This is a genomic window from Kitasatospora sp. NPDC050543 (assembly GCF_044457565.1).
Classification (GTDB): domain Bacteria; phylum Actinomycetota; class Actinomycetes; order Streptomycetales; family Streptomycetaceae; genus Kitasatospora.
The window spans coordinates 213993-240232 of record NZ_JBITGZ010000006.1 but is presented as its reverse complement, the minus strand read 5'-3'; the positions used below and the strand labels follow the sequence as shown (position 1 = coordinate 240232).

Here is a 26240-nt window from a genome sequence, read left to right as displayed (position 1 = left end):
CGCCCGCGCCGCCGGGCCGCCCGGGTGACGACGCCGCGGGCCGCGGCGGACGGCGGGCAGCGGGGCAGGGAGTGCCCCGCCGCGCCGGGGAGCAGCACCCGGCGCGGCGGGGACGGTCGGGACCGCCCCACGCCCGGACCGGCAGGACGAACCGACGGCGGGACGGTGGAACGGCGGGACGCGCCCGGGACGTCACATGTTGATCATGTGTCCGGCCAGCCCGTGGATCGCCTCCTTGACCGCCTCACCCAGGGTCGGGTGGGCGTGCACGTTGCGCGCCACCTCGTGCACCGTCAGGTCCCACTGCTGCGCCAGCGTGAGCTCCGGCAGCAGCTCCGTCACCTCGGGGCCGATCAGGTGCGCACCGAGCAGCTCGCCGTACTTGGCGTCGCTGATCACCTTCACGAAGCCGACCGGGTGGCCGAGCCCGTGGGCCTTGCCGTTCGCCGTGAACGGGAACTTGGCGACCTTGACGTCGTAGCCCTGCTCCCGGGCCTGCGCCTCGGTCCAGCCGAAGCTGGCGATCTGCGGCTGGCAGTAGGTGGCGCGCGGGATCATGGGGAAGTCCACCTCCATGGTCTCCGCGTCGGCGATCGTCTCGGCGGCGATCACGGCCATCGCCTCCGCGGCGTGCGCGAGCATCAGCTTGGCCGTCACATCGCCGATGGCGAAGATGTGCGGCACGTTGGTGCGCCCGCGCCCGTCCACGTCGATCGCGCCGCGCTCGGTGAGCTTGACGCCGGTGTTCTCCAGGCCGTAGCCGTTCACCCGGGGTGCGAAGCCGATCGCCTGGAGGACCTTGTCCGCCTCCAGGACCTGCTGCTCGCCGCCGCGCGTGACCGTCACCCGGACCTTCGCGGCCGGGTCGCTGTCGTCGATCGACTCCACCCGGGTCGAGGTGAGGATCTCGATCCCGAGCTTGCGGTACTGCTTGGCCAGCTCGGCGGAGACGTCGGCGTCCTCCAGCGGCACCACCCGGTCCAGGAACTCGACGATGGTGACCTTCACGCCGTAGTTGTGCAGCACGTACGCGAACTCGACGCCGATCGCGCCGGCGCCGGCGATGATGATGCTCTCCGGCAGCGCCTCGGTGAGGATCTGCTCCTCGTACGTGACCACGCGCTCGCTCAGCGCGGTGCCCGGCAGCAGCCGGGTGGTGGCGCCGGCGGCGATGACGCAGTGGTCGAAGGTGACGGTCTCGAAGCCGCCGGCCGTCAGCGCGACCTGAAGGGTGCGGTCGTCCACGAAGGTGCCGCGGCCGTCGTACTCGGTGATGCCGTTCTTCTTCATCAGGTAGTGCACGCCGCTGACCCGGCCGTCGGCGACCTTGCGGCTGCGGCGGTACGCCTCGGCGTAGTCGAAGCTGACCTGCCCCTCGACCTTGATGCCGAAGGTCTTCGCCTCCTTGGTGAAGATGTGCGCCAGCTCCGCGTTGCGCAGCAGCGCCTTCGACGGGATACAGCCGACGTTCAGGCAGACGCCGCCCCAGTACTTCTGCTCGATGACGGCGGTGCGCAGCCCCAGCTGGGCCGAGCGCACGGCTGCGGTGTAGCCGCCGGGGCCGGCGCCCAGGACAACGACGTCGTAGTGCGTGGTGCTCATGATGCATCCTCGTTCCCGCGGTGGGCTCTTCGGCTTGCAATGATCGCGGACGCTCACGCGGTACGGGGCGGCAGGGCCGGGAGAGTTCCCGGATCGCGTCCGCCGGTCAGCCCACGCGGGCGGCCCGGGCGACGGCGATCTTCCGGTGCAGGGCCGTGAGCAGGTCCTGGAGCAGCGCGATCGTCGTCTCGTCGGTGAGGTTGCCCTCGGCGTCGAAGCGCTCGTGCGAGCGGAAGACGACCACCTCGGGCTTCACCACGATGTCGCTCTCGGTCCAGACGAAGACCTGGCGCAGGGCGAGCTGGGCGCGGACGGAGCCGAAGTTGGTGGGAGCGGCGCCCATGACGGCGGTGGGCTTGCGGCTCAGCGGCTGGCCCTCCGTCCCGGTGAAGTCGGTGCTCAGCCAGTCGATGGCGTTCTTGAGCGCGCCGGGGATGGAGTAGTTGAACTCCGGCGTGGCGATCAGCAGGCCGTCGGCCTCCAGCACCCGGCGGCGCAGGTCGTTGACGACGGCGGGGCGCTGCTCGGGGTTGTCGAGGTCCTGGTCGTACGGGGGGATCTCGCGCAGGCCGTCGTAGATCTCGATCTCGGCGCTGCCGGGGTCGAACTTCTGGGCGGCGCGCAGCAGCAGGGTGTTGTGCGAGTCGGCGCGCAGCGAGCCGGAGATGGCGATGATCTTGGATGTGGTCACGGTGATGCTCCTTCGGTGTGCGTGGTGCCGGCCGGCCCCGGCGGGTCGGTCGGTCTCGACATCGCAGAACCTAAACCGATCGGTTCAGGCATGTCAACCAGACAGTTCAGTCTTGACTATGAACTGAATCGTATAGTTCACTCGCGACATGGACACCTCGACCCCCCAGGTCCGCTCGACCGCCCACGTCTCCCTGCCCGTCCACACGCTGGAGGGCGCGGGATTCCCCGTCCGCCGCCCCTTCCCCATCCCCGAACAGCCCTTACTGGACCCATTCCTGATGGTTGATCAGGTCGGTCCGATCGACCTCGCCCCGGGCGAGGCCAAGGGCGCTCCCCCGCACCCGCACCGCGGCTTCGAGACCATCGCCTACGTCCTGGACGGCGACATCGAGTACGCCGACTCACAGGGCCACCGGGGCGTCGTCCCGCCCGGCGCCGTCCAGTGGCTCACCGCAGGATCGGGAATCGTCCACTCGGCGATGCCCACCCGGGAGTTCCTCGCCCGCGGCGGCCGCCAGCACAACCTCCAGATCTGGGTGAACCTCCCGGCCGCCCTCAAGTCCCTCCCGCCGCGCACCCGCACCCGCTCCGCCGAGGAGATCCCGGCGGTGCGGACGGCCGACGGCAGCGAGCTGAAGGTGATCGCCGGCCGCACCCACGGGGTGAGCGGGCCGTTCGACACCCATGTCCCAGTCCTGGTGGTGCACGCCCGGCTGGCAGCCGGCGGCCGGGCCGAGTTCCCCGCCCCCGCCGGGCACAACGCCGCCGTCTACGTGCTGGCGGGCGAGGCGGCGCTGCCGGACGCCCACCTCCCGGACGGCCGGCTGGCCGTGCTCGCCGGTGACGGCGAGCGGATCGTCGTCACGGCCCCGCGCGGGCCGGCCGAGGTGCTGGTGCTGACCGGCGAGCCGATCGGCGAAAGCGTCGCCCGCAGCGGGCCCTTCGTGATGAACACCACCGACGAGCTCCTCCAGGCGCAGCGCGATCACGCCCTCGGCCTGATGGGGGATCTGACACCGTGACCAGGTCCTCCACCCTCACCGCGAAGCACATCACCGCCCGGCCGGAGCCACTCCCGCACAGCCCGTCCGCCGAGCACCCCACCACCCCGCACCACGCCACCACCCTGCCCGGCAACCCCGGCGCCGCCCGGGCCCGGCGCTCCTGGGCCACCGAGGGCGCCCTGCTCGCCGCCGTCGCCGCCCCCACCGCGATGGGTGTCTCCGGCCCGAGCCTCGCCCTGCCCGCCGTTGCCGAGGCCCTGCACGCCACCCCCTCCTCGGCGGCCTGGCTGATGACGGCGTACGGCCTGGGCATGGCGGCCGGCACCCCGCTGCTCTCGGCCACCGCCGGCCGCCGCGGCCCACGACGGCTGCTGCTGGCCGGGGCCGCCCTGATCGTCCTGGGCGTGCTGATCGTGCTGGCCACCCGCTCGCTGCCGGTCCTGGTGATCGGCCGGACGGTGGAGGCGGCCGGCGCCGCCGGCCTCAACATCGCCGCCTTCCAGCTGGCCGGACGCCCCACCCGTGGTGACGGCGGACCGGACCCGCGCCGCGCCGGCCGGATCGCCGGACTGGTCTCGATCGGCAGCGCGGCGGGCGGCACCACCGGGCTGTTCGCCGGGGCGGTGATCGCCCAGGCGGTGCACTGGCAGCTGACGCTGGTGCTCCCACTGCTCGGCCTGCTCGCCATCCCGGCCGTCCTGCGCCTGGCCGGCCCGCCCGCCGCCACCCCCGCCCAGCGCTCCGGCCTGCTGCCCCGGGACGTACTGCGCGAGCGGCCCTTCCGCCGCGCGGCCGCGCTGATGCTGGCGGTCTCCACCGTCAACTTCGCGCTGGTCTACGCGGCACCCAGGCGGATCGCCGCGCTCACCGGCTGGAGCCAGGTGCACACCGGCGCGGTGGCCGCGGTGACGGCGCTGGCCGGCGCACTGCTCTCCTGGACGCTGATCAGGTCGGCACCCGCGCTGGGCCGGCGACGGACCGACACGCTGATCGCCGCCGGCTCCCTCGTGGCGACGGCGCTGGCCGCGTTCGGGCCGTGGGCCGCGGTGGTGGTGCTGGGCTCCTCGCTCAGCGCGCTGGTGACCTCCGCCGGGCAGGCCGTCCTCAACGGCGCCGCCGCCGAGGGCCTGCCGCCCGAGCGGCACGGTCCGGCGATCGGCCTGTTCAATCTGGCTTTCCTGCTCGGGGTCGCGGCGGGGCCGGCACTCGCCTCACTGGCATACCAAACGGTTCAGTTCATATACTGAGCAGCCCCGCCCGCGGACAGCCCGTCGACAGCCCGTGGACAGCCGCGAACAGCCCGCGAACAGAGGAAGACCGATGGCAGACGACCCCTCCGGCCCGGTGGACGAGTACGGCATCCCGATCATCCCGGACCCCTCCGACGCGGCCCAGCGCAAGCGGCAGGCGATCATCGACGCCGCCCTGGCGGAGTTCCTGCGCGAGGGGTACTCGGCGGCCTCGATGGACGCGATCACCAGCCGTTCCGGGGTCTCCAAGGCCACCATCTACAAGCACTTCGGCAACAAGGAGCGGCTCTTCCTCGCCGTCGTCGGCGGCATACTGCCGACGACCTACAACGACCTGAAGCCCTTCAACTCCACCATCGCCACCGCCCCCGACCTGCGGGCCGCGCTGATCACGCTGACCCTGGACTGGACCCGGATCCTGCTGCGCCCGGACATCATGTCGCTGCGGCGCCTGGTGATCGGCGAGATCGACCGCTTCCCGCAGCTCGGACAGCTCTGGTACCGCGTCAGCTACGACATGAACAACGGGCCGCTGATCGAGGCCTTCACCGAGCTGAGCGAGCGCGGCGTGCTCGACGCGCCCGACCCGGCGCTGGCCGTGCAGCAGCTGGTCGCCACGACCGTCGGCGTCCCCCAGCTGGTACGGACCTTCCGGCCCGAGGCCGAACTGGACGACGCCGAGCTGACCCGGCAGATCACCTCCGGCGTGGACCTCTTCCTGGCCCGCTACGCGGCATAGCCGGCCACCGCGGAGTCGGCGGCGGAGGCGGCGGAGTCAGAGGTGGCGACAGCGGTGGCGGCGCTGCCGCGCACCCGCCGCCACCAGCCGCAGAGCAACAGCACGGCCGTCCAGGCGCCGGTGCAGAGCACCTGGACCCGGCTCTCGTCGTCGGCGAGCATGAAGACCAGCACGCCCCCGATCGCCGCCAGCGCGGCCCAGATCAGATACGGGAAGCCCCACATCCGCACCACCAGCGGTGCGGGGGCTTCCCGTGAGTGGATGCGCCGAAGCCGCAACTGGGAGGCGGCGATCAGGGCCCAGAGCACCAGGATCGCCGCCCCGATCGAGTTCAGCAGGAACGGGAACACGGTGCGCGGCCAGATCAGGCTGAGCACCACCGAGACGAACCCGAAGGCCGCCGAGGCGAGCACCGCCGCCCGCGGCACCCCGCCGGGGGCCCGGCCCAGCACACGAGGCGCGAAACCGCGCTCCACCAGCGAGAACAGCATCCGCGAGGAGCCGTAGATGTTGGCGTTCATCGCCGAGAGCAGGGCGATCAGCACCACCGCGTTCATCACGTCCGCCGCACCGGGCACACCGATCCGGCCGATGGTCGCCGCGTACGGGCTGAGCGCCAGCGCCGGGTCGTCCCACGGCGCCAGGGTGACGATCACGGCCATCGACCCGAGGTAGAAGAGGCTGACCCGCCAGACCACCGAGCGCACCGCCCGGCGCACCGCGAGGACGGGGTCGGGGCACTCGGCGGCCGCGATGGTGACGGTCTCCAGCCCGCCGAACGCGAACACCGCCGCCACCGTGCCCAGCGCCACGCCGTGCCAGCCGCGCGGCAGGAAGCCGCCGTCCCCGGTGAGGTGCGCCAGGCCCGGCGCGGGGTGGCCCGGGAGCAGGCCGGCCACGGCGGCCGCACCGAGCGCGAGGAAGGCGCAGATCGCGGCGATCTTCACCCCCGCGAACCAGAACTCCAGCTCACCGAAGTACCGCACCCCCACCAGGTTGCTCGCGGTGAAGGCGGTCACGAACGCCGCCACCCAGAGCCAGGCCGGTATCGCGGGTATCCAGCCGGTCATGATCCGCGCGGCCCCGATCGCCTCCGCCGCGACGCTCACCACCAGCAGGGCCCAGTACATCCACCCGGCCAGCAGCCCGGCCCACGGACCTAGCGCCCGGGCCGCGTGCTCGGCGAACGAGCCGGTGGCCGGCCGGGCCGCGGACATCTCCCCCAGCATCCGCATCACCAGCATGGTGAGCAGCCCGGCCAGCGCGTACGAGAGGACGATGCCGGGGCCCGCCTGGGCGATGCCCTGCCCGGACCCGACGAACAGGCCCGCGCCGATCGCGCCGCCGAGGGCGATCATCGCCAGATGACGCTGTCTCAGGCCCGTGGACAGGGCGGTCTCTGATGCTGGCATGGTCTCCCCCGAGGTCGTCGTGCACCGGCGGGAGATCTTCCTGCCCGGCGGGCGGTGTGATCAAGTCGGGTCTGCCCCGCGAGACGGCCGGGCCGGGGGTGGCCGGGGGCCGGGGGCCGGGGGTGGCCGGGCCGGACGCGGCGGCTCAGACCGCCTCGCCCTCGGTGTCCACGTGCGGCAGGATCCGGTCCAGCCAGCGCGGCAGCCACCAGGCACGCGCGCCGAGCAGCGTCATCACCGCCGGCACCAGCAGCAGCCGCACCACCGTGGCGTCCACCAGCACGCTCACCGCCAGGCCCAGCCCCAGCATCTTGACCACGATGTTGTCACTGAGGATGAAGGCCGCGAAGACGCTGACCATGATCAGCGCGGCGCAGGTGATCACCCGGGCGGTGATCTCCAGCCCGTGGGCGACGCTGTCCTCGGCGTTCTGCGTGCGCATCCAGGCCTCGTGCACCCGGGAGAGCAGGAAGACCTCGTAGTCCATGCTCAGCCCGAAGACGATGGCGAACATCATCATCGGCACATAGCTCTCGATCGGCACCGTGCCGTTCACCCCGAGCGCGGGCCCGCCCCAGCCCCACTGGAAGACCGCGACCACCACCCCGTACGAGGCGCCGATCGACAGCAGGTTCAGCACCGCGGCCTTGACGGCCACCAGCAGGCCGCGGAAGACGGTCAGGATGATGAGGAAGGCCAGCCCGACCACCACCGCGATGATCAGCGGCAGCCGCTCGGAGATGAGCTCCAGGAAGTCGACCTGGGCGGCCGTCGTCCCCGTGATGTACGTGGCCGCGGCGGTGCCGGCGACCGCCTGCGGCAGCACGTCGTCCTTGAGGTGGTTGAACAGGTCGGTGGTGCCCGCATCCTGCGGCACCACCGTGGACAGTGCGGTGGAGATCAGCGCCTGGCCGTTGCCGGTGGGCTGCGGCGGGCTGATGCTCGCCGCGCCGGGCACCCCGGTCAGCGCCTGCTGCACGTTGGCGGCCAGCGCGGCCCGGTCGCCGGACGGGACCTGGCTCTGGTCGATCACGAGGGTCAGCGGGCCGTTGGCACCGGGCCCGAAGCCCTCGCTGATCAGGTCGAACGCCCGCCGGTCGGTGAAGGTGATCGGGTCGGCGCCGTCGTCGATGTGCCCGAGCCGCATCGAGAACAACGGGATCGTCAGGATCCCGATCACCACGAGACCACCGGCCAGGAACCACCACGGGCGCCGCTCCACCCGCTTGGCGTACCGGTGCCACCCACCGTGCGCCTCCTGGTCCAGGCCGACCGTGCCCTCGGCGACGGGGGTGCGGACCTTGAAGCGGTCGATGTTGCGGCCGACCAGGCCGAGCAGCGCGGGCACCAGGGTGAGCGCACCGAGCACCGCCGTGATCACGGTGACGGCGGCGGCCGCACCCAGCTTGCCGATGAAGCTGACCCTGGACACGTACAGGCCGGCCAGCGCGATGACGACCGTACAGCCGGAGACCAGCACGGCCCGCCCACTGGTGGCCACCGCCCGGCCCGCCGCCACCGGCGGGGCGGCGCCGTCCATGACCTGCTGCCGGTGACGGGTGATCAGGAACAGCGCGTAGTCGATGCCGACGCCGAGGCCGATCATCGTGGCCAGGGTCGGCGACACGCTGGCGAAGGTGGTGAGGGCGGCCAGCAGGCTCAGACAGCTCAACCCGACGATCACCGCGATCAGCGCGGTGACCAGCGGCATACCCGCGGCGATCAGGCTGCCGAAGCCGACCAGCAGCACCACCACCGCCACCGCGAAGCCGATCGCCTCACTGGTGAAGTCCTTGGTCTCGGGCCGGGCGGCCTCGCCGAGCGGCCCGCCGTACTCGACGTCGATACCGGCCGCGCGCAGGGGCTCGACCGCGTCGTTCACCAGATCGATGTACGAGTCGCCGTAGGCGCTGGGGTTGGCCTGGAAGCGCACGGTGATGTAGCCGATCGTGCCGTCCGAGGAGATCGCGCCGGTGGGCGGGGAGCCGGGCGGCGGCAGTGGGTTCACCACGGAGATCACGTGCGGCAGTTGCTGGAGGTTGCCGACGACCTGATCGATCTGGCTCTGAACCCCCGTCAGCGGCGCCTGCGAGTCGTGCATGACGACCTGCGCGCCGGTGCCCGAGGAGCTGGGGGCGTTCTCCTGGAGCACCTGCTGGCCGGTGTTGGACTGGGTGCCCGGCAGGGTGAAGTTGTCGACGTAGACACCGCCGAACTCGTTCTGCAGAACGTGCAGACCGGCCAGGCCGAGCAGCCAGATCACCAGGACGGTGACGCAGTGCCGGGCACACCACTCGCCCAGCCTGAGCAACTGCCCCCGCTTGACGACCACCGGCGTTTCGGCGGCGGTGCCCTCTGTCGGCGATGGCATGCGTTCTCCCCGGGGGTGTGACCGTCGGTCAGCGCGGTGTGCTGATCTGCTTGTCCTAGGGCTGACGATAGGTAGCGGGCCGAACCTCGACCGCGGACCAACACACGGCCGAACGGGTTCGGCGGGACACGGCGCCCGTGGCGCCGGCCCGGCCGGCGTCCCGGCCGGCGCGGCCGTGTCGCGGCCGCCCTGCGGGCAGGCCACGGCCGCGTCCGGGAGACTGACAGCAGGACCGAGAGGAGCCCCATGGACATCACGCTTCGGCTGGCCCAGAGCCCGGAGGCGGACGAGCTGCTCGGCCGCAGCCCGCTCGCCGCCCTGGTCGGGATGCTGCTCGATCAGCAGGTCCCCATGGAGTGGGCATTCTCGGGCCCGTACACCATCGCGCAGCGGCTGGGCCGGGACGACCTGGACGCGCACGAGATCGCCGCCCACGACCCGGAGGACTTCGCCGCGCTGCTGTCCGCCAAACCCGCCGTGCACCGCTACCCGGGCTCGATGGCCAAGCGGGTGCAGCAGTTGTGCCAGTACCTGGTCGAGCACTACGACGGCGACGCGGAGGCCATCTGGCGGGACGCCGCGACCGGCAAGGAGCTGCTCCGCCGGCTGAACGAGCTGCCCGGCTTCGGCAAGCAGAAGGCCCAGATCTTCCTGGCACTGCTGGGCAAGCAGCTCAAGGTGGCGCCGGAGGGCTGGCGGGAGGCGGCCGGCCCGTACGGCGAGCAGGGCTGCTACCGCTCGGTGGCCGACATCACCGGGCCCGACTCGCTGGACAAGGTCCGTGCCACCAAGCAGGCGGCGAAGCAGGCCGCCAAGCAGGCCGCCGCCGCCAAGAAGGCCTGACATCCCGCCCACGCCCGCGCCCGCACACGCGTCCCGGCGGGTCAACCGGTGAGCCGGTGAGCGGGTCAACCGGTCAACCGAGCCGGCGGTAGTCGAAGTGGTCCCGGATCGCCCGGTTGAAGTACCGCCCGTGGCTGGGCGCGTCCAGCAGCGCCCGGTGGACGCTCGCCGGCACCGCCGCGTACTCGTAGACCCCGCCGCCGGTGAACTCGATCTCCAGCAGCAGCGTCGCGGCGTCGTACCCGGTCGACCGGATCGCGGTGGACCCCAGCTGAGTGCGCTGCATGACCGTCCCAGTGTGCGACGCGGGGCTGCCGGGCGCAGGGCGTGCGAAGGGCCCCGGCCGGTGGCCGGGGCCCTGCTGCGCGGCGGTACGGCCGGCGCACGGGTGGTCAGTGCACGAGCACCGGCACCTCGTTGCCCGGCACCTCGTCGCCCGGCTGCTGCCCGGCCGCGCCCTGGCCGTCCTGCGCCTGCTCGCCGTGCTCCTGCCCGCCGTGCGCCGCAGACTTCCTGGGCAGCGCGAACATCAGCGCGAAGACCACCAGCAGCACCGAGGCCACCCACCACATCGCGTGGATGAACGCCGCGGTGAAGGCCGGCCCGACCTGCTCGGGCGCCACCACGTCGTCCACCTGCCCGAAGAAGGCGACCGAGACCAGGCCGAGCCCGAGCGCCATCCCCAGCTGGCCGGTGGTGTTGATCAGCCCGGAGGCCGAGCCCGCGTGGTCACGCGGCACCTCGGAGAGGATCGCCTCGGTGATCGGCGCCACGATCAGGCCCATGCCCGCGCCCATCACCACCAGCGGCAGCGCCATCTGCCAGGACTCGATGCCGCCCGCGTACCGGTCGGCCTCCCAGATGTAGAGCAGCACGCCGCAGGCCATCACCAGGGCGCCCGCCTGGAGCACCTTGCGCCCGAAGCGGGGCACCAGCTTCTGCACCGACATCCCGGCCGCCGCCGAGACCGCGATCGAGAACGGGATGCCCGTGGTGCCCGCCCGCAGCGCGCTCCAGCCCAGGCCGATCTGCATGTAGAGCGTCCAGACCAGGAAGAAGATCCCGGTGACGACGCCGAAGGTCAGCTGCACGCCGATGCCGGCCGCGAAGCTCTTGATCCGGAACAGCGAGAGCTCGACCAGCGGCGAGCCGTCCCGCCGGGTCTTGATCTGCTCGTAGCGGACGAACAGCGCGAAGACCGGCAGGCTGGCGCCCATCGAGAGGTAGCCCCAGAGCGGCCAGCCGGCCTCGCGGCCGTGGGTGAGCGGGTAGAGCAGCATCAGCAGGGCGACGCTGGCCAGCGCCATCCCGATCAGGTCCAGGCGCAGCGCCTTCTCCGCCCGCGACTCGCTGATGAAGCGACGGCCGAGCAGTACACCGGCGATACCGACGGGCAGGTTGATCAGGAAGATCGGGCGCCAGCCCAGCCCGAAGAGGTCCCACTCGGTCAGCAGCGCGCCGATCATCGGACCGGAGACCGCGCCGAGGCCGACGATCGCGCCGAACATCCCGAACACCTTGCCGCGCTCGTGCGCCGGGAAGGTGGAGTGGATGATCGACAGCACCTGCGGCACCATCAGCGCCGCCGTGGCGCCCTGCAACACCCGGGTGGCGACCAGCATCTCGGAGCCGGCGGCCAGGCCGCAGAGGGCGGAGGCGACGGTGAAGCCGCCGATGCCGATCAGGAAGAGCCGCTTGCGGCCGTAGATGTCACCGAGGCGGCCTCCGGTGATCAGGCCGATCGCGAAGGCGAGCGCGTAGCCGCCGGTGACCCACTGGATGGCGCTGAACGAAGCGCCGGTGTCCTGCTGGATGGCGGGGATGGCGATGTTGACGATGGTGACGTCGACCAGGTCCATGAAGGAGGCCGTCATCACCACCGCCAGCGCCAGCCAGCGTCGGCGGTCGACGGCGGCCTCCGTCGTCCCGGCGGTTGTCTCGACGGTCATCCTGCTCGTCCTCTCCTCGTTCGTCCTCGGCACAACGGGAACGGTAGAGGGCATCTAGGACAGCTCTTGTCCCAGATGCACGGCATTCTGGATTCCATGACCGACACCCCGGCACGACTGCTGAACCTGCTCTCCCTGCTGCAGACGCCGCGAGAGTGGCCGGGCAGCGAACTCGCCGAGCGCCTCCAGGTCAGCGCGCGCACGATCCGCCGGGACATCGAACGGCTGCGCGAGCTCGGCTATCCCGTCCAGGCGACGATGGGCGCGGTGGGCGGCTACCGCCTGATCGCGGGCACCGCGATGCCGCCGCTGCTGCTGGACGACGAGGAGGCGGTGGCCATCGCGGTCGGCCTGCGCGCGGCGGCCGGGCACGCCGTCGGCGGCATCGAGGAGGCCTCGGTCCGGGCGCTGGCCAAGCTGGTGCAGGTGCTGCCCGCCCGGCTGCGGCACCGGGTCGGCGCGCTGAACGCGGCCACCGTCCCGCTGCTGATGGGGGACGGGCCGACGGTGGACCCCGAGGACCTGACCACCCTCGCGGCGGCGATCACCAACCGGGAGCGGCTGCGCTTCGGCTACCGCAGCGGCGAGGGCGCCGAGAGCCGGCGGCTGGTGGAGCCGCACCGGCTGGTCGCGGCGGGCCGGCGCTGGTACCTGGTCGCGTACGACATCGACCGGGAGGACTGGCGGATCTTCCGCGTCGACCGGGTCACCGAGCCCTGGCCGACCGGCGCCCGGGCCACCCCGCGCGACCTGCCCGGCAACGACGCCGCGGCGTACGTCGCCGCCAAACTGGCCCGGCTCGCGCCCACCCACCGTGCGGTGGTGACCCTGCACGCGCCGGCCGAGGCCGTCGCCCGCCGGATCGGTGGGGCGAACCGGGTGGAGCCGATCGACGAGCACAGCTGCCGGCTGCACAGCCGGGCCGACTCACTGGAGTGGCTGGCGACCCGGCTGGCCATGCTCGGCTGCGACTTCGAGGTGCACGACCCGCCGGAGCTAGTCGCCTACCTGCGCGCCCTCGGCGCCCGGATCGGCCGGGCCACCGGGGACACCGCGGACACCGCCTGAGCCGGCCGGTCAGGAGCCCGAACGCGGCCTCAGGCGCTGTACTCGGCCGTGATCACCGCGCGGGCGAGGGTGTGGAAGGTGATGTGGAAGCCGATCTGCGCGGCCGGGGTGTCCCGGGTGACGCCCAGCTCCGCGAGGTCCAGGGCGTGCACCGCGAAGGCGTACCGGTGGGCCGGCCCGGGCGGCGGGGCGGCGCCGTCGTACTTGTGCCCGGGGAAGTCGTTACGCCCGTGGAAGGACGCCGCGCCGGGCAGCGCCTGGTCGGAGGAACCGGCGCCGCGCGGCAGCTCGGTGGTGTCGCCCGGCAGGTTGAGCGCCAGCCAGTGCCACCAGCCGCTGCCGGTCGGCGCGTCCGGGTCGAAGCAGGTGACGGCGAAGCCGCGGGTCTGCGCCGGGAAGCCCGACCAGGCCAGCTGGGGGGAGAGGTTCCCACCGCCGTGCGCGAACTCCTCGGCCAGTCCGGCGCCCTCGGTGATGTCACGGCTGGTCAACTCGAAGGACGGCACCTGCGGCAGGAACTCGTACGGCAGCGGCGGACGGACGCTCATCGTGCTGGTCACCTCTCCAAGGGCTGAATCGGGCTCAGTGGCGAAATCACTCTAGGGGCTCCCTCTCCCCCTACCGCGCACCTCGGCCTACAGTCGGGACCATGGCCATGGACGACCGCATGAGCGGCAGCACCACCCTGGACCCCGCGCGCATGATCGCGGAGGCGCGCAGAGCGTTCTTCACCATGGTCGGCGTGCTCGGCGTCATCTGGCTGGTGCAGCTCGCCAACTGGGCCGACGACTACCGGCTGACCGGCGAGTACGGCATCCGCGCGCAGCACCTGGACCGGCTGCCGGACCTGCTCGGCGCACCGTTCCTGCACGTGAACTGGGAGCATCTGGAGGGCAACTCGGGCCCGCTGTTCGTGTTCGGGTTCCTGGCCGCGTACCGGGGGGTGAAGAAGTTCCTCGCCCTGACCCTGCTGGTCGCGCTGACCAGCGGCGCCGCCGTCTGGCTGTTCGAGGCCCAGAACGTGGTGACGGTCGGGGCCAGCGGGGTGATCTACGGCTACTTCGGCTACGTGGTGCTGCGCGGGATCTTCGACCGGAACCTGATCGACACCCTGATCGGGGTGGTGATGGGCGCGTCCTTCGCCTACACCCTCACGGCGACCGTGCCGGGCACCCCGGGGGTCAGCTGGCTGGGCCACCTGGGTGGGCTGCTCGGCGGGCTGGCCGGGGCGTGGATCTTCCGCGACCGGGCGGGCCGCACCGCAGCCGGGGCCGGGAGCACCCGGGCCGGCGCCGGGACGCCGCGCCCCGACGCCGTACCGGCGCAGGCGCCGAGCACCCGGGACGAGCTGCTCAAGGAGCTGAAGGACCTGGGGCTCTGAGGCGGCGACGGCCCGCGCCCGGCTCGCGCCGGCCGACACGCCCCGCCGCCCGACACCGCCACCCGGCCCAGGGCCCCCACCCGTCCGGGGCCGCCCGCCCCGCCAGGTATAGACCAATTGTGGAGGGGCGGGCTAGCGTGGGGGCCCCGCGTACCCCGCCCCCGCACCCCTGCTCCGGAGCCGCACCGTGGAGTCCTCCGTCCTCGCCTTCGCCACCGACCTGATCGACGAGGGCGCCGACACCTTCTTCGGCAACCTCATCGACCGGGCCGGCGTCGGCGGCGTCACCCTCGCCTCGGTGTACCACGCGGCCCGCGACGTCTTCCCGCACCACCCCGAGCGGGTGGTGCGCTACCTGGAGCCCGGCGCCGCATACTTCCGCCCCGACCCGGCCCGCTGGGCCGGCCGTCGGCTGGCCCCCACGCCCTCCACCGCGATCGGCGAGCGCGACCCGTTCGCCGAGGCCGCCGCCGAGGCCGGGCGCCGGGGCATGAAGCTGCACGCCTGGACGGTCTTCTGCCACAACGACCGGCTCGGCTTCCAGCACCCCGACTGCACCCCCGCCAACGCCTTCGGCGACCGCCACCTGACCGAACTCTGCCCGGCCGACCCCGAGGTCCGCGAGTACGCCCGCACCCTGGTCGGCGAGCTGGCCCGGTACGGGGTGGACGCGATCCGCGCCGAGTCGCTGCACTTCCACGGCCTGCGCCACGGCTACCACCACGAGCGCTACTTCGAGGAGCTCGGCCCGTTCGCCGAGGCACTGCTCGGGATCTGCTTCTGCGACCACTGCCGGGCGAACGCCGTCCGCGCGGGCGTGCCCGCCGAGGAGGTCCGCCTGGCCGTCCGCGCGGAGCTGCGCCGGCGCCTGAGCGACGAGGCGGCCGCCGCCGAGCACATGGCGCTGGACAGCCTGGCGGGTGGCGCGCTCGCCGCGTACGTCGACGCCGCCGCGGGCACCGTCACCTCGCTGACCGCCGAGCTGGCCGAGGCCGCCGCGGACCTCGGCATGCGGCTGACCTTCATGGACGGCGGCGGGCCCGGCAAGGGCTGGCTCAGCGGCATCGACCTGCCCGCACTGGCCAAGGCCGCCCACCGGATCGAGACCCTCGGCTACGCCAGGACCCCGCAGGCCGTCCGTGAGAAGGTCGCCGCCTTCGCCCTGCACGGCGTCGCCCCACGGGACATGGCGGTCATCCTGCGCCCGATGGCCTCCGACTGCGACGGCCCGGCCAACCTCGCCGCCAAGATCGACACTCTGCGCGAGCTGGGCGTCCCCGAGGTCGAGTTCTACAACTACGGCCTGATGCGGCTCTCCTCGATGGACCGGATCGGCGCGGCCCTCGGCGGCTGAGGACGCCGCACGGAGTGGGCGGTCGACCGGTCCGACTTCCACTCCGGTTGCCGGCGGCGCTACCGGCGGCGGCGGGAGGTGCCGAACAGGCTGCGGGAGATCTCCCGGCCGAGCTGGCTGCCGACGGAGCGGGCGAAGGACTTCAGGGCCGGGTTGCTCAGCAGCGAGCCGAGCAGCCCGCCGTCCCCCTGCTCCGCCGTCCCCGCCCTGCGCCGCTCCTGCTCCTGCTCCCGGGCCGGGGGTGGCGGAGCGGCGTCCTGGGGGGCGGGCCTGGCCGCGCGGGCCGCGAGCTTCTCGTACGCCGACTCGCGGTCGACCGGGTCGCGGTAGCGCGCGGTCAGCGCGGAGCCGTCCACCGCCGCCTGGAGCGCGGCCGGCTCCAGCGGCCCCATCCGCGACTGCGGCGCCCGCAGCCTGGTGGCGGCCACCGGGGTCGGCGCGCCCTTCTCGGACAGCACGGTCACCACCGCCTCGCCGGTGCCGAGCGAGGTCAGCACCTCGCTCAGGTCGTACGAGGACCTGGGGAAGGTGGAGACCGTCGCCTTCAGGGCCTTGGCATCGTCCGGGGTGAAGGCGCGAAGCGCGTGCTGCACCCGGTTGCCCAGCTGGGCGAGCACGTCCGAGGGCACGTCCTTGGGGGTCTGGGTGACGAAGAAGATCCCGACGCCCTTGGATCGGATCAGCCGGACGGTCTGGGTGATCGCCTCCAGGAAGGCCTTGGAGGCGCCCTTGAAGAGCAGGTGGGCCTCGTCGAAGAAGAAGACCAGCTTGGGCTCGTCCAGGTCCCCCACCTCCGGCAGCTCCTGGTAGAGGTCGGCGAGCAGCCACATCAGGAAGGTGGAGAACAGCCGCGGCCGGTCCTGGACGGCGGGCAGCTCCAGGACGGAGACCACCCCGCGCCCTCCCTCGCCCTCCGGGCCCGGGCTGCCCCCGGGCGCGGTACGCAGCAGCTCCGCGGTGTCGAACTCGGGCTCGCCGAAGAAGGCGCCGGCGCCCTCGTTGTCGAGCACCGTCAGCGAGCGCAGGATGACGCCCGCGGTGGCGGCGGAGAGGCCGCCGAGGCTCTTCAGCTCCTCCTTGCCCTCCGGCGAGGTGAGGAAGGAGATGACGGCGGTCAGGTCCTTGAGGTCGTAGAGCTCCAGGCCGTTGCGGTCCGCATAGTGGAAGACCAGGCCGAGCGAGGACTCCTGGGTCTCGTTCAGGTCGAGCACCTTGGCCAGCAGCAGGGGCCCGAAGCTGGTGACGGTGGCTCGGATCGGGATGCCGGTGCCCTGGCCGCCGAGCGAGTAGAACTCGGCCGGGCAGCCCTGCGCCGTCCAGCTCTGCCCGACCTCGGCGGCGCGGGCACCGACCCGCTCACCCGCAGCGCCCGGGGCGCCGATGCCGGAGACATCGCCCTTGATGTCGGCGAGGAACACCGGCACGCCCTGGGCGGAGAGCTGTTCGGCGATCAGCTGGAGCGTCTTGGTCTTGCCGGTGCCGGTCGCCCCGGCGACGAGGCCGTGCCGGTTGAGAACGCCGAGCGGGATGCGGATCCGGGCGGCCGGGTAGGCGGTGGTGCCCTGGACGGCGGCACCGAGGTCGAGCGCGGGGCCGGTGAAGGCGTAGCCGTCGGCGATCTCCCGGACGGCGGGCGGCAGCTCGGCGGAGGGGGTCTCGGCGGTTGGCATCTGGGCACACTCCCGGGGCAGGGACGGACAGCGGCGGACAGATCCGGCCAGGTTTCGGCAACGACTGCGGCAATTACCATCAAACAACCGCAATCTCCCGCCCGCAGCCCCCGCCACCCGCCGTCCCGTCCCGGCCACACAGGAACATTTCACCCTTTGTCACGGGTATCCACGCAGGTCGGCCACCCGCGGGCAGCGAAGGCGGGCCACGTCTGCTGCACCATCCGCCACCCAAACGGTAGGCTTTCCGTGTGATCTTCAAGCGCATCGGCAACGGACGGCCGTACCCGGATCACGGCCGGACCAGCACCCGCGAGTGGGCAGACGTCGCTCCGCGTCCGGTGCGGCTGGACCAGCTGGTGACCACCAAGGGGCAGTTGGACCTCGAAACTCTGCTGGCCGAGGACTCCACCTTCTACGGTGACCTCTTCGCCCACGTGGTGAAGTGGCGCGGCGACCTCTACCTGGAGGACGGGCTGCACCGCGCGGTGCGGGCCGCCCTGCAGCAGCGTCAGGTGCTGCACGCCCGGGTCCTCGACATGGAGTAACGGGCACCCGCCTGCCCGCTCCCCCCTCTTCCCGGCCCCGCCGCCACTCCCCCGGGGCCGCTCACGCGCACGCCGTACATCCTTTCGGGTGCCGCCGTACTCCAGATGATGATCATTTAGTACCTTCACAGCGGTCCCGCACTAGTCTGCTGAGTACCGGCCGGATTCCTCACGGCGCCACGCCTGACCGGCCCCACCCGTCACCGAGCCCCGCCCTGGCACGAGGGGGAGACAAACTGTGAGCATGTTGACTCCCCAAGGTTTGAAGGGGAAGCAGTACCGGGTCACCGGCACCGCGTATCCGCGGCTCGGGCGGCCCCCCAAGAAGAGCCGCAAGGTCTTCGCGGCGATCGGCGCGCTGCTCGCGCTGACCCTGATCGCCCTCGGCGGCGTGCAGCTCTACGACATCTTCAGCGGCCGCGGCAAGCACGCCTCGGCCCAGGCCTGCGCCTCGCCGTCGGCGGGCGCGTCCGGCAAGCCGCTGGCCGCCCCGGCCTCCGGCGCCCCCTCGGCGTCGGCCTCGGCCTCCCCGGCCGCACCGGTGGACCCGAAGGCCATCCCGCAGCCGCAGACCATCACCGTCAACGTCTACAACGCCACCGCCAAGTCCGGCCTGGCCGCGCGCACCGCCGACGAACTGAAGAAGCGCGGCTTCACCATCGGCAAGGTCGGCAACGCGCCGGCCGAGCTCGACAAGAAGGTGCCGGGTACCGCCCAGGTGGTCGGCGGTCCGGCCGCCGCCGGCGCCGTGACGCTGCTCAGCTCGCAGATCGCGGGCGCCACCACCACCGCCGACGCCCGTACGGACGCCAGCGTCGACTTCGTCATCGGCGACAGCTACAACGCGCTGCTCGACGAGACCCAGGCGGCGGCCGCCCTGGCCCTGGCCACCAAGCCCACCCCGACGGCCACCACCAACGGCACCTGCTGACACCCGCACGGAACGTACGAAAGCCCCCGGCCCTGAGGCCGGGGGCTTTCGCGTGGTGGGCGGGGGTGGTGCGGGTCGGGTCAGCCGGCCGTGCCGTAGAGGCGGTCGCCGGCGTCGCCGAGGCCGGGGACGATGTAGCCGTTCTCGTTCAGGCGCTGGTCGACGGCGGCGGTGACGACGGTCACCGGCAGGCCCGTGAGCTCCTTCTCCATCACCGCGACACCCTCGGGCGCCGCCAGCAGCACGACCGCGGTGACATCGGTGGCGCCGCGCTCGATCAGCATCCGGATCGCCGCGATCAGCGTGCCGCCGGTGGCCAGCATCGGGTCGAGCACGTACACCTGGCGGCCGGAGAGGTCGTCGGGCATCCGGGTGGCGTACGTGGAGGCCTCCAGGGTCTCCTCGTTGCGCACCATGCCCAGGAAGCCGACCTCGGCGGTCGGCAGCAGCCGGGTCATGCCGTCCAGCATGCCGAGGCCGGCCCGCAGGATCGGGACGACCAGCGGGCGGGGGTAGCTGAGCCGGGTGCCGGTGGTGACCGCCACGGGCGTGGTGATCTCCACCTCCTCGGTGCGGACGTCCCGGGTCGCCTCGTACGCGAGGAGCGTGACCAGCTCGTCGGTCAGGCGACGGAAGGTCGGAGAGTCGGTGCGCTCGTCGCGCAGGGTGGAGAGCTTGTGGGCGACCAGGGGGTGGTCGACGACGTGGATCCGCATGGTTCGACGATAGCCGGGGCCGGACGCCCGTACGACCGCCCACCCGCCGTGGCGCGAACGGTACCGAGCGTGACGGATCTCTCGCTCCCGGGCCGTGCGCCATGACCGAGCGTGAATGCCGGTGCCGACGGCCCTCGCCTGGTATCAACCGGCCCATTCTGGGAAAGTCAGACCGTATGACGAGCAACCCGAAGTCCGGGAGCGGCTCGGCGGCGGGGCGCACCGGCCCACCGGGCGAAGCCGCCGGTCAGACCCCGGGCCACCACGAGACCGAGACGGAACGCCGTAAGCGGCGGGCCGTCTTCCTTCGCGAGCTCACCGAGGCGCGAGAGCTACGGGCCCGGGTGCAGCCCAGGCGCACCAAGGAGCGCCGAATGCGCGAGGCCATGCGGATGCGGACCTTCCGGATCTGACCGGGCGCCACCCCCTTCACCGGCCCTTCCGACACGACCTGCGAAGACGCGCTGCCGAACACCCCCCGCAACGGCAGGCTTTCTGTCACGATTCCGATGGGACGGTCCGAACAGCGGGCCGCCTCTGGCGCGGGGGCGGCCAGACCGCTTCGCCCGAGATCGCCTACAGCCGAGACCAATCTTGGGAGTGTCCCTGGTGGCGTACTTCGCTGCAGTGCTTGCTCGCACCGAGGACGGGTGGGATGTGAGCGAGACGGAACTCGACGCCGTCGAAACACTGGCCGACCTGGCCGACGTGGCCCGTGAGGCCGCGCAGGACGATGACAGCGTGCTGGTCTTCATCGAACAGGAGGACGCGTGGTTCGCCATCGTCCGCGTCGACGGTGAGGAGGACCCACGGATCTTCGTCTCGGACGGCGCCGCAGCCGCCCGCAGCTCCTACGGGTCCGTCCTCACCGACGAGCTGGTCGAGCAGGCCGGCGAGAGCGAGTTCGACGACCTCGACGACCTGGTCGCCGAACTGGACGAGGAGGACGAGGCGTCCGACGGCGCGGACGACGACGCCGACGAGGACGACGGCCCGGCCACCGGCCCCGGCGGGGTGCCGGTCGGACCGCTCGGCGACAGCGAGCTGCTCACCGAGTTCGGGCTCGCGGCCAAGGACCTGCTCGACCTGAGCGGCGAGGGCGCGGTGCCGGGCGACGCCCTGGCCGAGATCGCCGACGCGCTGGGCTGCGGCGAGATCCTGGAGGCCGTGCGGTAGCCGGCGGCCGGGCCGGGTGCCGGATGCCCGACACTGGATGCCATGCAGTCCGTCCCGCAGACCAGCCCGCCGATCGCACCGTCGATCGCCCCGCTGCCCGCACCCGTCCGCCCCGACCCGGTCCGTGACCGGTGGGCGGCGCCGATGCGCCTGGCCATCGCCGAGGCCGCGCTGGCGCCCGCCACCGGTGACGTACCGGTGGGGGCGCTGGTGCTGGGCCCGGACGGATCGGTGCTCGGGCGCGGCCACAACGAGCGCGAGGCGGTCGGCGATCCGACCGCCCACGCCGAGGTGGTCGCGATCCGCGAGGCCGCACTGGCCCTCGGGGCCTGGCGGCTGAGCGGCTGCACCCTGGTCGTCACCCTGGAGCCGTGCACCATGTGCGCGGGCGCGATCGTGCTCTCCAGGATCGACCGGGTCGTCTACGGCGCGCTGGACGAGAAGGCCGGCGCCGCCGGCTCGCTCTTCGACGTGATGCGCGACCGCCGGCTCAACCACCGCCCCGAGGTGGTGCCGGGCGTGCTGGCCGAGGAGTGCGGCGCCCAACTGCGGGCCTTCTTCGACGGTCACCGCTAAGGATTTCGTGACCGCCGCACCCGTCCGGTAGAGTCTCCCTCGGTAGCGTGTCCGAGCGGCCAAAGGAGCACGCCTCGAAAGCGTGTGTGGGGGCAACTCCACCGTGGGTTCGAATCCCACCGCTACCGCCAGCTGATGACGAAGGGCCCGTCCGGATCACTCCGGACGGGCCCTTCGTCGTACTGCCCGGCGCGGCCGTCGTCGGCCCGGCGTCAGGAGCGGCGCCAGGAACGGCGTCAGGCCCCGTACCCGGGCCGACGACCACCGGAGCCCGACGAGTACGGAGCCTGGAGGGGGAGCGGCCTCGGGGGGACTGAACCGCTCCCCCGGCGGAGTCCCACAACCGGTGCCGCGTCGGGGGGAAGCCGCGGCACCGGTCCCACAGCGGGGAACTCCGGATCCACGTACCGGGAATTCCTGCCAGGTTCCCGGTACACAACAATCGTGCTGCACCACCCCGCGCGGGGCACCCGGAGAAAGGCCCCACCCGCCGGGACCTTCGTCCCGGACGGCCGAACGCGTTGCTCACTGGATAGGCCGTCCGGTGGATAAGCTGCCGCCAGGCAGAGGGGCGCTCGGGGACCGGATGACGGCGGCCCACAGCAGGGAGGCAGGTCAATCGATGGCTCAGGCGAAGAAGATCGGCATGTACCTCCTGCTGATCTTCGTGCTCTACACGATCATCACCTCGCCCGCCCGGGCCGCCGAACTGGTCCAGTCGGGCTTCGAGGGGATCTCCATCGCGGCCAAAGCGGTCGGCACCTTCATGACGGGGCTGGTCAAGTAGCGGCTCCGGCCGAGGCGCAGCGCGGCCGAGGAGCAGCGGCGTCGGCCGAGGAGCGGACCGCCGGGGCGGCCCGGGCCGGCCGACGGCTAACGTGGCCGGGTCAATGACCCCGGCCGTTAGGAGCGGCATCGTGATCCGGCACCTGGTCCTGTTCAAGCTCAACGAGGGCGTCGGCAAGGACGACGCCCGGGCGCTCGCCGGCGCCAAGGCCTTCGCGGAGCTCGGCCCGCTCGTCCCCGAGCTGCGCGAGTGGGAGTGCGGCTGGAACGGCACCGAGCGCGACATCGCGTACGACTACGCGATCAACAGCCTGGTCGAGGACCGCGAGGCACTGCAGTCCTACCTCGCCCATCCGGCCCACCAGGCCGCGGCGGCCCATTGGCGGGAGTTCGCCACCTGGGTGATTGCCGACATCGAGGTCTGAGGCCTCCGATCCGGCGCCCGGCCTCCCGGTCGCGCCCGTACACCCCTGCGGCGCCCCGCCTCCGACCGGAGCGGGGCGCCGACGCGTGTGCGGTGCGGGCCGCGCGACGCTGCGCCGGATGCCCCAACGGGCCACCAACACACCTCCGTCCGGTGCTTGAACGTACTACGCCCACCTTGTGATGCTATGACCGGTTTTGCCGGACATGGCGAGGTGGTGAACGAGACGCGACACCCGACCCGCAGTCCCGCCGTAGACGACTTTGGGAGGGGTGACGTGTCCGTGCGGACACAAGGGAGCGCGCCTGATACCGGCGCCGGACCGGCACCGGAGGAGCCGCCGGACGAGCCGCCGGACGCCGTCGTGGGCCCGTCCGCAGAGCCGGGGGACACCGAGCCCAGAACCGCCGAACCCGGAGCCGGCGAACCCGGAGTCGGCGAGGCGGGGAGCACGGCACCCGGGACGGCCGGGCCCGCCGCCCCGGAGCCGAGGATCGGCGAGCCGCGTTCCGCCGTGGACGTGCGCACCCTCACCCGGGTGCTGTTCGAGCGCCTCGGCGAGCTGCCCCCCGACGCCCCCGAGCGCGAGCGCGTACGGGCGGCGCTGATCGAGGCCAACATTCCGCTGGTGCGCTACGCGGCGACCCGCTTCCGCAGCCGCAGCGAGCCGATGGAGGACGTCGTCCAGGTCGGCACGATCGGGCTGATCAACGCGATCGACCGCTTCGACCCCGGCCGGGGCGTGCAGTTCCCGACCTACGCGCTGCCGACCATCCTGGGCGAGATCAAGCGGTACTTCCGCGACAACGTCCGCACCATGCACGTACCGCGCCGCCTCCAGGAGCTCTGGGTACAGGTGAGCGGCGCCATGGAGGAGCTGACGATCGCCCACGGCCGGGCGCCCAAGGTCCCCGAGATCGCGGCCAGCCTGCGGATCCCCGAGGAGGACGTCCGGGCCTGCCTGGACGCCGGGCGGGCCTACAACGCGGCCTCGCTGGAGGCCGCGCAGGAGCACGAGGGCGGGCTGGCCCTGCTGGACCGCCTCGGCTACGAGGATTCCGCCCTGGCCGAGGTCGAGCACCGGGACATGGTGCGCCACCTGCTCGTCCAGCTGCCCGAGCGGGAGCGGCGGATCATCATGCTGCGGTTCTTCGCCAATCTGACCCAGTCCCAGATCAGCACCGAGCTCGGGATGTCGCAGATGCACGTCTCGCGATTGCTGTCCCGGATCCTGACGAGGCTTCGAACCGGCAATTCCTGGGAAGACTGACCGACACAGAACCTCACATACCGCCATATTCGACCGGTCCACGGCTAGATTGCTACGCGTTACCGCCACGTGACATCTTGCGACGTTCGGGTTTGCAGGGGACTGTGTTCCGGTATGGAGGGGGAGGGCGCCACGCGGGAACCGCCGCGCGGTGACACCCGTTCAACAGCCAGTCACAAGGGGGTGGGCGCATGTCCGCAGAGCTGGGCACTGCTGAGATCCACGGCACCACGGCGGTCGTCGATCAGATCCCGGTCCGGGGCTTCCCTCGGCAGGCCCCACCGCCGACCGCGGACGGCAGCGGGACCACGGCCACCGACGCGACCGCTGCCGCCGCCGCGGGCACGACCACGGTCACGGCCCCGTCGCCCGGCCCCGCGCTGGACACCCGCACGCTCTCCCGCTCGCTCTTCCTGCGGCTGGCCACCCTGGAGGCGGGCAGTGCCGAGCACACCTACGTCCGCGACACGCTGATCGAGCTGAACCTGCCGCTGGTGCGGTACGCCTCGGCGCGGTTCCGCAGCCGCAACGAGCCGATGGAGGACATCGTCCAGGTCGGCACGATCGGGCTGATCAAGGCGATCGACCGCTTCGACCCGGAGCGCGGGGTGGAGTTCCCCACCTTCGCGATGCCCACGGTGGTCGGCGAGATCAAGCGCTTCTTCCGGGACACCAGCTGGTCGGTCCGGGTGCCCCGGCGGCTCCAGGAGCTGCGCCTGGCGCTCACCAAGGCCGGCGACGAACTCGCCCAGAAGCTCGACCGCTCCCCCACCGTCCCCGAGCTGGCGGCCTGCCTCGGCGTCAGCGAGGAGGACGTGGTGGAGGGCCTGGCGGTCGGCAACGCGTACACGGCCAGCTCGCTGGACTCCAGCCCCGGCGAGGAGGACGGCGACGGGCCGCTGGCCGAGCGGCTCGGCTACGAGGACCTCGCACTGGAGGGCGTGGAGTACCGCGAGTCGCTCAAGCCGCTGCTGGCCAAGCTGCCGCCGCGCGAGCGCCGGATCATCATGCTGCGGTTCTTCGGGAACCTGACGCAGTCGCAGATCGGCGAGGAGATCGGGATCTCCCAGATGCACGTCTCGCGACTGCTGACCAAGACCCTCACGCAGCTGCGCGAGGGCCTGATCAGCGAGGCGTAGCGGGGCGTAGCGGGGCGTAGCGGGGCCGGGCAGGCGTCCCGGCGGGGCCGAGCCCCGCCGGGACGCTTCGGCGTGCCCCGGGCCGCCCAGGAGCACCCTTGAGCGCCCGACAGGCCTAGGCCAGCAGGTTGGCGCGCAGGCCGGCCAGCACCTCGTCGTCGAGCCCGAGCCCGTCCTGCCAGAACCTCTCGAAGGTGTCCCAGCCGAGGGCCACCTCCTCGAACGCGGCCTCCAGGTAGCGGCGGTCGGCCCGGAAGACCGGCAGCAGCAGCTCGGGCTCCCGCATCAGTCCGCGGGTGCCGAAGCTGTCCACGATGTTCTCGATGATCGCCGCGGAGCGCTCGTTGGTCAGCAGGTAGTCGGTGAAGACGGTGTCGTGATCCACGCCGAGCGCGGTGAGAATGATCGCGGCCGTCCAACCGGTGCGGTCCTTTCCGGCCGAGCAGTGGAACAGCAGCGGCGGGCCGTCCGGCGCGGCCAGCAGGCGCACCACGGTGGCGAACCGCTCGCGCGCGATCGGGTCGGTGACGAACCAGCGGTAGAGGCCGATCATCATCGCGGCGGCCCTGCCGTCGCCGAGCAGCGCGCGCTGCTTCTCGGGGCTGCGGTCGGCCAGGGCGTTCCGCAGGGCCACGTAGATGTCGAAATCGGCGGCGAAAACCGGCAGGTGGTGCAGGGTCACACCGTCCGGGGTGGTGCGCTCGACGGTGACCGGGGTGGCGGAGAGTTCGGCACTGTCGATCTCGGCGACGGGCAGACCGCGGACGCGGTCCGGGCCGGCCTCGCGGACCTCGTCCAGGCTGCGCAGGTCCACCACCTGACGCAGACCCAGGGCCGACAGTGCGTCAAGATCTGCGTCGGTCAGCCGGTTGAGGCCGTCGCTGCGCAGCGCCACGCCGTGCCGCAGCACCATTCCGTCGGCCGTCCGGTAGCCGCCGAGGTCGCGCGCATTCACGGCTCCGCGCAGTCCGAGGCTGCGCGCCTCGGCGAGTGCTTCGGCCACCGCCCCGACCGCCTCGGCCGGTCCTGCGATCTCGGTCTGCTGCTCGGTCACGGCGCGGCCTCCATGGGATATCGAAACTGCTTCGGCGCACAACCCTGCGCAATATTGCATGAACCTGCCCACCCGGGGGCACGGATGTGCGAGAGTGGCACGGCGTCGCCAGTCTAGGCAGGGTTGCCGGTGCGGTGGCGGCCATGGGGGGTGACCAGGGGGAAAGCCGGTTTACAGGCGGGGGGCAGGGCAGTTGCTGTCACCGACCGGCACTTCTAATTTGTATTTCATAATTTGCGCAGATGGTGTCCCCCTGGCCACAATCCGCCCCTTTATGGCACAGC

Annotated in this window: 26 protein-coding genes and 1 tRNA gene; 17 read left to right on the top strand and 10 right to left on the bottom strand. The window is 72.4% G+C overall.

Annotated features, from left to right (window positions below; all coding sequences use genetic code 11):
- Positions 1–192: 192 nt before the first annotated feature.
- Together lpdA and ACIBH3_RS10400 are read right to left on the bottom strand one after the other, a co-directional pair.
- The gene (lpdA, locus tag ACIBH3_RS10405; RefSeq protein WP_396311513.1) at positions 193–1602 is read right to left on the bottom strand and encodes a dihydrolipoyl dehydrogenase; all 1410 of its coding nucleotides are present in this window, start codon (positions 1600–1602) and stop codon (positions 193–195) included.
- A gap of 106 nt (positions 1603–1708) precedes the next feature.
- On the bottom strand, positions 1709–2293 hold the full coding sequence (locus tag ACIBH3_RS10400; protein ID WP_396311512.1) for an NADPH-dependent FMN reductase: 585 nt from the start codon (positions 2291–2293) through the stop codon (positions 1709–1711).
- Between the two features lie 148 nt (positions 2294–2441).
- Here ACIBH3_RS10400 and ACIBH3_RS10395 point away from each other — a divergent pair, with 148 nt between their 5' ends.
- The 3 genes from ACIBH3_RS10395 (at position 2442) to ACIBH3_RS10385 (ending at position 5288) form a co-directional block, all read left to right on the top strand.
- Positions 2442–3317: a pirin family protein gene (locus ACIBH3_RS10395; RefSeq protein WP_396311511.1), complete on the top strand. Its 876-nt coding sequence runs from the start codon at positions 2442–2444 to the stop codon at positions 3315–3317.
- The gene (locus ACIBH3_RS10390; protein WP_396311510.1) at positions 3314–4546 is read left to right on the top strand and encodes an MFS transporter; all 1233 of its coding nucleotides are present in this window, start codon (positions 3314–3316) and stop codon (positions 4544–4546) included. The genes ACIBH3_RS10395 and ACIBH3_RS10390 overlap by 4 nt, the downstream gene beginning before the upstream one ends.
- 73 nt (positions 4547–4619) lie before the next feature.
- Positions 4620–5288: a TetR/AcrR family transcriptional regulator gene (locus tag ACIBH3_RS10385; RefSeq protein ID WP_396311509.1), complete on the top strand. Its 669-nt coding sequence runs from the start codon at positions 4620–4622 to the stop codon at positions 5286–5288.
- On the opposite strand, the gene ACIBH3_RS10380 is transcribed toward ACIBH3_RS10385, so the two are convergent.
- Positions 5276–6700, bottom strand: coding sequence for an amino acid permease (locus tag ACIBH3_RS10380; RefSeq protein WP_396311508.1), 1425 nt, complete (start codon positions 6698–6700; stop codon positions 5276–5278). The two genes, ACIBH3_RS10385 and ACIBH3_RS10380, sit on opposite strands and share 13 nt — an antisense overlap.
- 145 nt (positions 6701–6845) lie before the next feature.
- The gene (locus ACIBH3_RS10375) at positions 6846–9071 is read right to left on the bottom strand and encodes an MMPL family transporter (protein ID WP_396311507.1); all 2226 of its coding nucleotides are present in this window, start codon (positions 9069–9071) and stop codon (positions 6846–6848) included.
- Between the two features lie 246 nt (positions 9072–9317).
- On the opposite strand from ACIBH3_RS10375, the gene ACIBH3_RS10370 reads away from it, so the two are divergent.
- Entirely contained in the window at positions 9318–9914 is a 597-nt protein-coding gene (locus ACIBH3_RS10370; protein WP_396311506.1) for an HhH-GPD-type base excision DNA repair protein, read from the top strand.
- A gap of 73 nt (positions 9915–9987) precedes the next feature.
- Here the strand turns inward: ACIBH3_RS10370 and ACIBH3_RS10365 are convergent, their stop codons facing one another.
- Positions 9988–10200 carry a KTSC domain-containing protein gene (locus ACIBH3_RS10365; protein WP_396311505.1) on the bottom strand — a complete coding sequence of 71 codons (213 nt, stop codon included), beginning with the start codon at positions 10198–10200 and terminating at the stop codon, positions 9988–9990.
- A gap of 106 nt (positions 10201–10306) precedes the next feature.
- Complete coding sequence (locus tag ACIBH3_RS10360; RefSeq protein WP_396311504.1) at positions 10307–11863, bottom strand: MFS transporter; 1557 nt, start codon at positions 11861–11863, stop codon at positions 10307–10309.
- Positions 11864–11959: 96 nt separating this feature from the next.
- Here ACIBH3_RS10360 and ACIBH3_RS10355 point away from each other — a divergent pair, with 96 nt between their 5' ends.
- On the top strand, positions 11960–12931 hold the full coding sequence (locus ACIBH3_RS10355; RefSeq protein WP_396311503.1) for a helix-turn-helix transcriptional regulator: 972 nt from the start codon (positions 11960–11962) through the stop codon (positions 12929–12931).
- 29 nt (positions 12932–12960) lie between these two features.
- Here the strand turns inward: ACIBH3_RS10355 and ACIBH3_RS10350 are convergent, their stop codons facing one another.
- Complete coding sequence (locus tag ACIBH3_RS10350; protein ID WP_396311502.1) at positions 12961–13479, bottom strand: YbhB/YbcL family Raf kinase inhibitor-like protein; 519 nt, start codon at positions 13477–13479, stop codon at positions 12961–12963.
- Between the two features lie 101 nt (positions 13480–13580).
- On the opposite strand from ACIBH3_RS10350, the gene ACIBH3_RS10345 reads away from it, so the two are divergent.
- Positions 13581–14312 carry a rhomboid family intramembrane serine protease gene (locus tag ACIBH3_RS10345; protein ID WP_396311501.1) on the top strand — a complete coding sequence of 244 codons (732 nt, stop codon included), beginning with the start codon at positions 13581–13583 and terminating at the stop codon, positions 14310–14312.
- A 187-nt stretch (positions 14313–14499) separates the two neighbouring features.
- Positions 14500–15666, top strand: a complete 1167-nt coding sequence (locus ACIBH3_RS10340) for a hypothetical protein (RefSeq protein ID WP_396311500.1) — start codon at positions 14500–14502, stop codon at positions 15664–15666.
- Between the two features lie 59 nt (positions 15667–15725).
- On the opposite strand, the gene ACIBH3_RS10335 is transcribed toward ACIBH3_RS10340, so the two are convergent.
- Positions 15726–17336, bottom strand: coding sequence for a helicase HerA-like domain-containing protein (locus tag ACIBH3_RS10335; protein ID WP_396311499.1), 1611 nt, complete (start codon positions 17334–17336; stop codon positions 15726–15728).
- Positions 17337–17587: 251 nt separating this feature from the next.
- On the opposite strand from ACIBH3_RS10335, the gene ACIBH3_RS10330 reads away from it, so the two are divergent.
- Positions 17588–17884, top strand: a complete 297-nt coding sequence (locus ACIBH3_RS10330; protein WP_396311498.1) for a type II toxin-antitoxin system VapB family antitoxin — start codon at positions 17588–17590, stop codon at positions 17882–17884.
- 244 nt (positions 17885–18128) lie between these two features.
- The gene (locus tag ACIBH3_RS10325) at positions 18129–18815 is read left to right on the top strand and encodes a LytR C-terminal domain-containing protein (RefSeq protein ID WP_396311497.1); all 687 of its coding nucleotides are present in this window, start codon (positions 18129–18131) and stop codon (positions 18813–18815) included.
- Positions 18816–18895: 80 nt separating this feature from the next.
- On the opposite strand, the gene upp is transcribed toward ACIBH3_RS10325, so the two are convergent.
- Positions 18896–19531, bottom strand: a complete 636-nt coding sequence (upp, locus tag ACIBH3_RS10320) for a uracil phosphoribosyltransferase (protein ID WP_396311496.1) — start codon at positions 19529–19531, stop codon at positions 18896–18898.
- A gap of 176 nt (positions 19532–19707) precedes the next feature.
- Between upp and ACIBH3_RS10315 the strand changes: the two genes are divergently transcribed.
- The 8 genes from ACIBH3_RS10315 to ACIBH3_RS10280 all read left to right on the top strand — a co-directional run bounded on the left by ACIBH3_RS10315 (position 19708) and on the right by ACIBH3_RS10280 (position 24902).
- The gene (locus ACIBH3_RS10315; RefSeq protein WP_396311495.1) at positions 19708–19944 is read left to right on the top strand and encodes a hypothetical protein; all 237 of its coding nucleotides are present in this window, start codon (positions 19708–19710) and stop codon (positions 19942–19944) included.
- Positions 19945–20140: 196 nt separating this feature from the next.
- A complete protein-coding gene (locus tag ACIBH3_RS10310; RefSeq protein ID WP_396311494.1) occupies positions 20141–20707 on the top strand; it encodes a hypothetical protein in 567 nt (188 codons plus the stop codon).
- A gap of 42 nt (positions 20708–20749) precedes the next feature.
- Positions 20750–21283: a tRNA adenosine(34) deaminase TadA gene (tadA, locus tag ACIBH3_RS10305; protein ID WP_396311493.1), complete on the top strand. Its 534-nt coding sequence runs from the start codon at positions 20750–20752 to the stop codon at positions 21281–21283.
- 41 nt (positions 21284–21324) lie between these two features.
- Positions 21325–21414, top strand: a tRNA-Ser gene (locus ACIBH3_RS10300).
- 491 nt (positions 21415–21905) lie between these two features.
- Positions 21906–22070 (top strand): hypothetical protein, encoded by a 165-nt coding sequence (locus ACIBH3_RS10295; RefSeq protein ID WP_396311492.1) that lies wholly within the window; start codon positions 21906–21908, stop codon positions 22068–22070.
- 130 nt (positions 22071–22200) lie between these two features.
- On the top strand, positions 22201–22494 hold the full coding sequence (locus ACIBH3_RS10290; protein ID WP_396311491.1) for a Dabb family protein: 294 nt from the start codon (positions 22201–22203) through the stop codon (positions 22492–22494).
- A 276-nt stretch (positions 22495–22770) separates the two neighbouring features.
- Positions 22771–23763 carry an RNA polymerase sigma factor SigF gene (locus ACIBH3_RS10285; protein ID WP_396311490.1) on the top strand — a complete coding sequence of 331 codons (993 nt, stop codon included), beginning with the start codon at positions 22771–22773 and terminating at the stop codon, positions 23761–23763.
- Positions 23764–23954: 191 nt separating this feature from the next.
- Entirely contained in the window at positions 23955–24902 is a 948-nt protein-coding gene (locus ACIBH3_RS10280) for an RNA polymerase sigma factor SigF (protein WP_396311489.1), read from the top strand.
- A 115-nt stretch (positions 24903–25017) separates the two neighbouring features.
- Here ACIBH3_RS10280 and ACIBH3_RS10275 read toward each other — a convergent pair whose 3' ends face one another.
- Entirely contained in the window at positions 25018–25956 is a 939-nt protein-coding gene (locus ACIBH3_RS10275; protein ID WP_396311488.1) for a tyrosine-protein phosphatase, read from the bottom strand.
- Between the last annotated feature and the right edge of the window lie 284 nt (positions 25957–26240).

Coding starts and splice junctions, on each gene's coding strand:
- ACIBH3_RS10335 (WP_396311499.1), bottom strand. CDS start 17,336: ATGCCAACCGCCGAGACCCCCTCCGCCGAGCTGCCGCCCGCCGTCCGG.
- ACIBH3_RS10375 (WP_396311507.1), bottom strand. CDS start 9,071: ATGCCATCGCCGACAGAGGGCACCGCCGCCGAAACGCCGGTGGTCGTC.
- ACIBH3_RS10345 (WP_396311501.1), top strand. CDS start 13,581: ATGGCCATGGACGACCGCATGAGCGGCAGCACCACCCTGGACCCCGCG.
- lpdA (WP_396311513.1), bottom strand. CDS start 1,602: ATGAGCACCACGCACTACGACGTCGTTGTCCTGGGCGCCGGCCCCGGC.
- ACIBH3_RS10360 (WP_396311504.1), bottom strand. CDS start 11,863: ATGACCGTCGAGACAACCGCCGGGACGACGGAGGCCGCCGTCGACCGC.
- upp (WP_396311496.1), bottom strand. CDS start 19,531: ATGCGGATCCACGTCGTCGACCACCCCCTGGTCGCCCACAAGCTCTCC.
- ACIBH3_RS10380 (WP_396311508.1), bottom strand. CDS start 6,700: ATGCCAGCATCAGAGACCGCCCTGTCCACGGGCCTGAGACAGCGTCAT.
- ACIBH3_RS10295 (WP_396311492.1), top strand. CDS start 21,906: ATGGCTCAGGCGAAGAAGATCGGCATGTACCTCCTGCTGATCTTCGTG.
- ACIBH3_RS10370 (WP_396311506.1), top strand. CDS start 9,318: ATGGACATCACGCTTCGGCTGGCCCAGAGCCCGGAGGCGGACGAGCTG.
- ACIBH3_RS10325 (WP_396311497.1), top strand. CDS start 18,129: ATGTTGACTCCCCAAGGTTTGAAGGGGAAGCAGTACCGGGTCACCGGC.
- ACIBH3_RS10395 (WP_396311511.1), top strand. CDS start 2,442: ATGGACACCTCGACCCCCCAGGTCCGCTCGACCGCCCACGTCTCCCTG.
- tadA (WP_396311493.1), top strand. CDS start 20,750: ATGCAGTCCGTCCCGCAGACCAGCCCGCCGATCGCACCGTCGATCGCC.
- ACIBH3_RS10315 (WP_396311495.1), top strand. CDS start 19,708: ATGACGAGCAACCCGAAGTCCGGGAGCGGCTCGGCGGCGGGGCGCACC.
- ACIBH3_RS10365 (WP_396311505.1), bottom strand. CDS start 10,200: ATGCAGCGCACTCAGCTGGGGTCCACCGCGATCCGGTCGACCGGGTAC.
- ACIBH3_RS10385 (WP_396311509.1), top strand. CDS start 4,620: ATGGCAGACGACCCCTCCGGCCCGGTGGACGAGTACGGCATCCCGATC.
- ACIBH3_RS10355 (WP_396311503.1), top strand. CDS start 11,960: ATGACCGACACCCCGGCACGACTGCTGAACCTGCTCTCCCTGCTGCAG.
- ACIBH3_RS10280 (WP_396311489.1), top strand. CDS start 23,955: ATGTCCGCAGAGCTGGGCACTGCTGAGATCCACGGCACCACGGCGGTC.
- ACIBH3_RS10350 (WP_396311502.1), bottom strand. CDS start 13,479: ATGAGCGTCCGTCCGCCGCTGCCGTACGAGTTCCTGCCGCAGGTGCCG.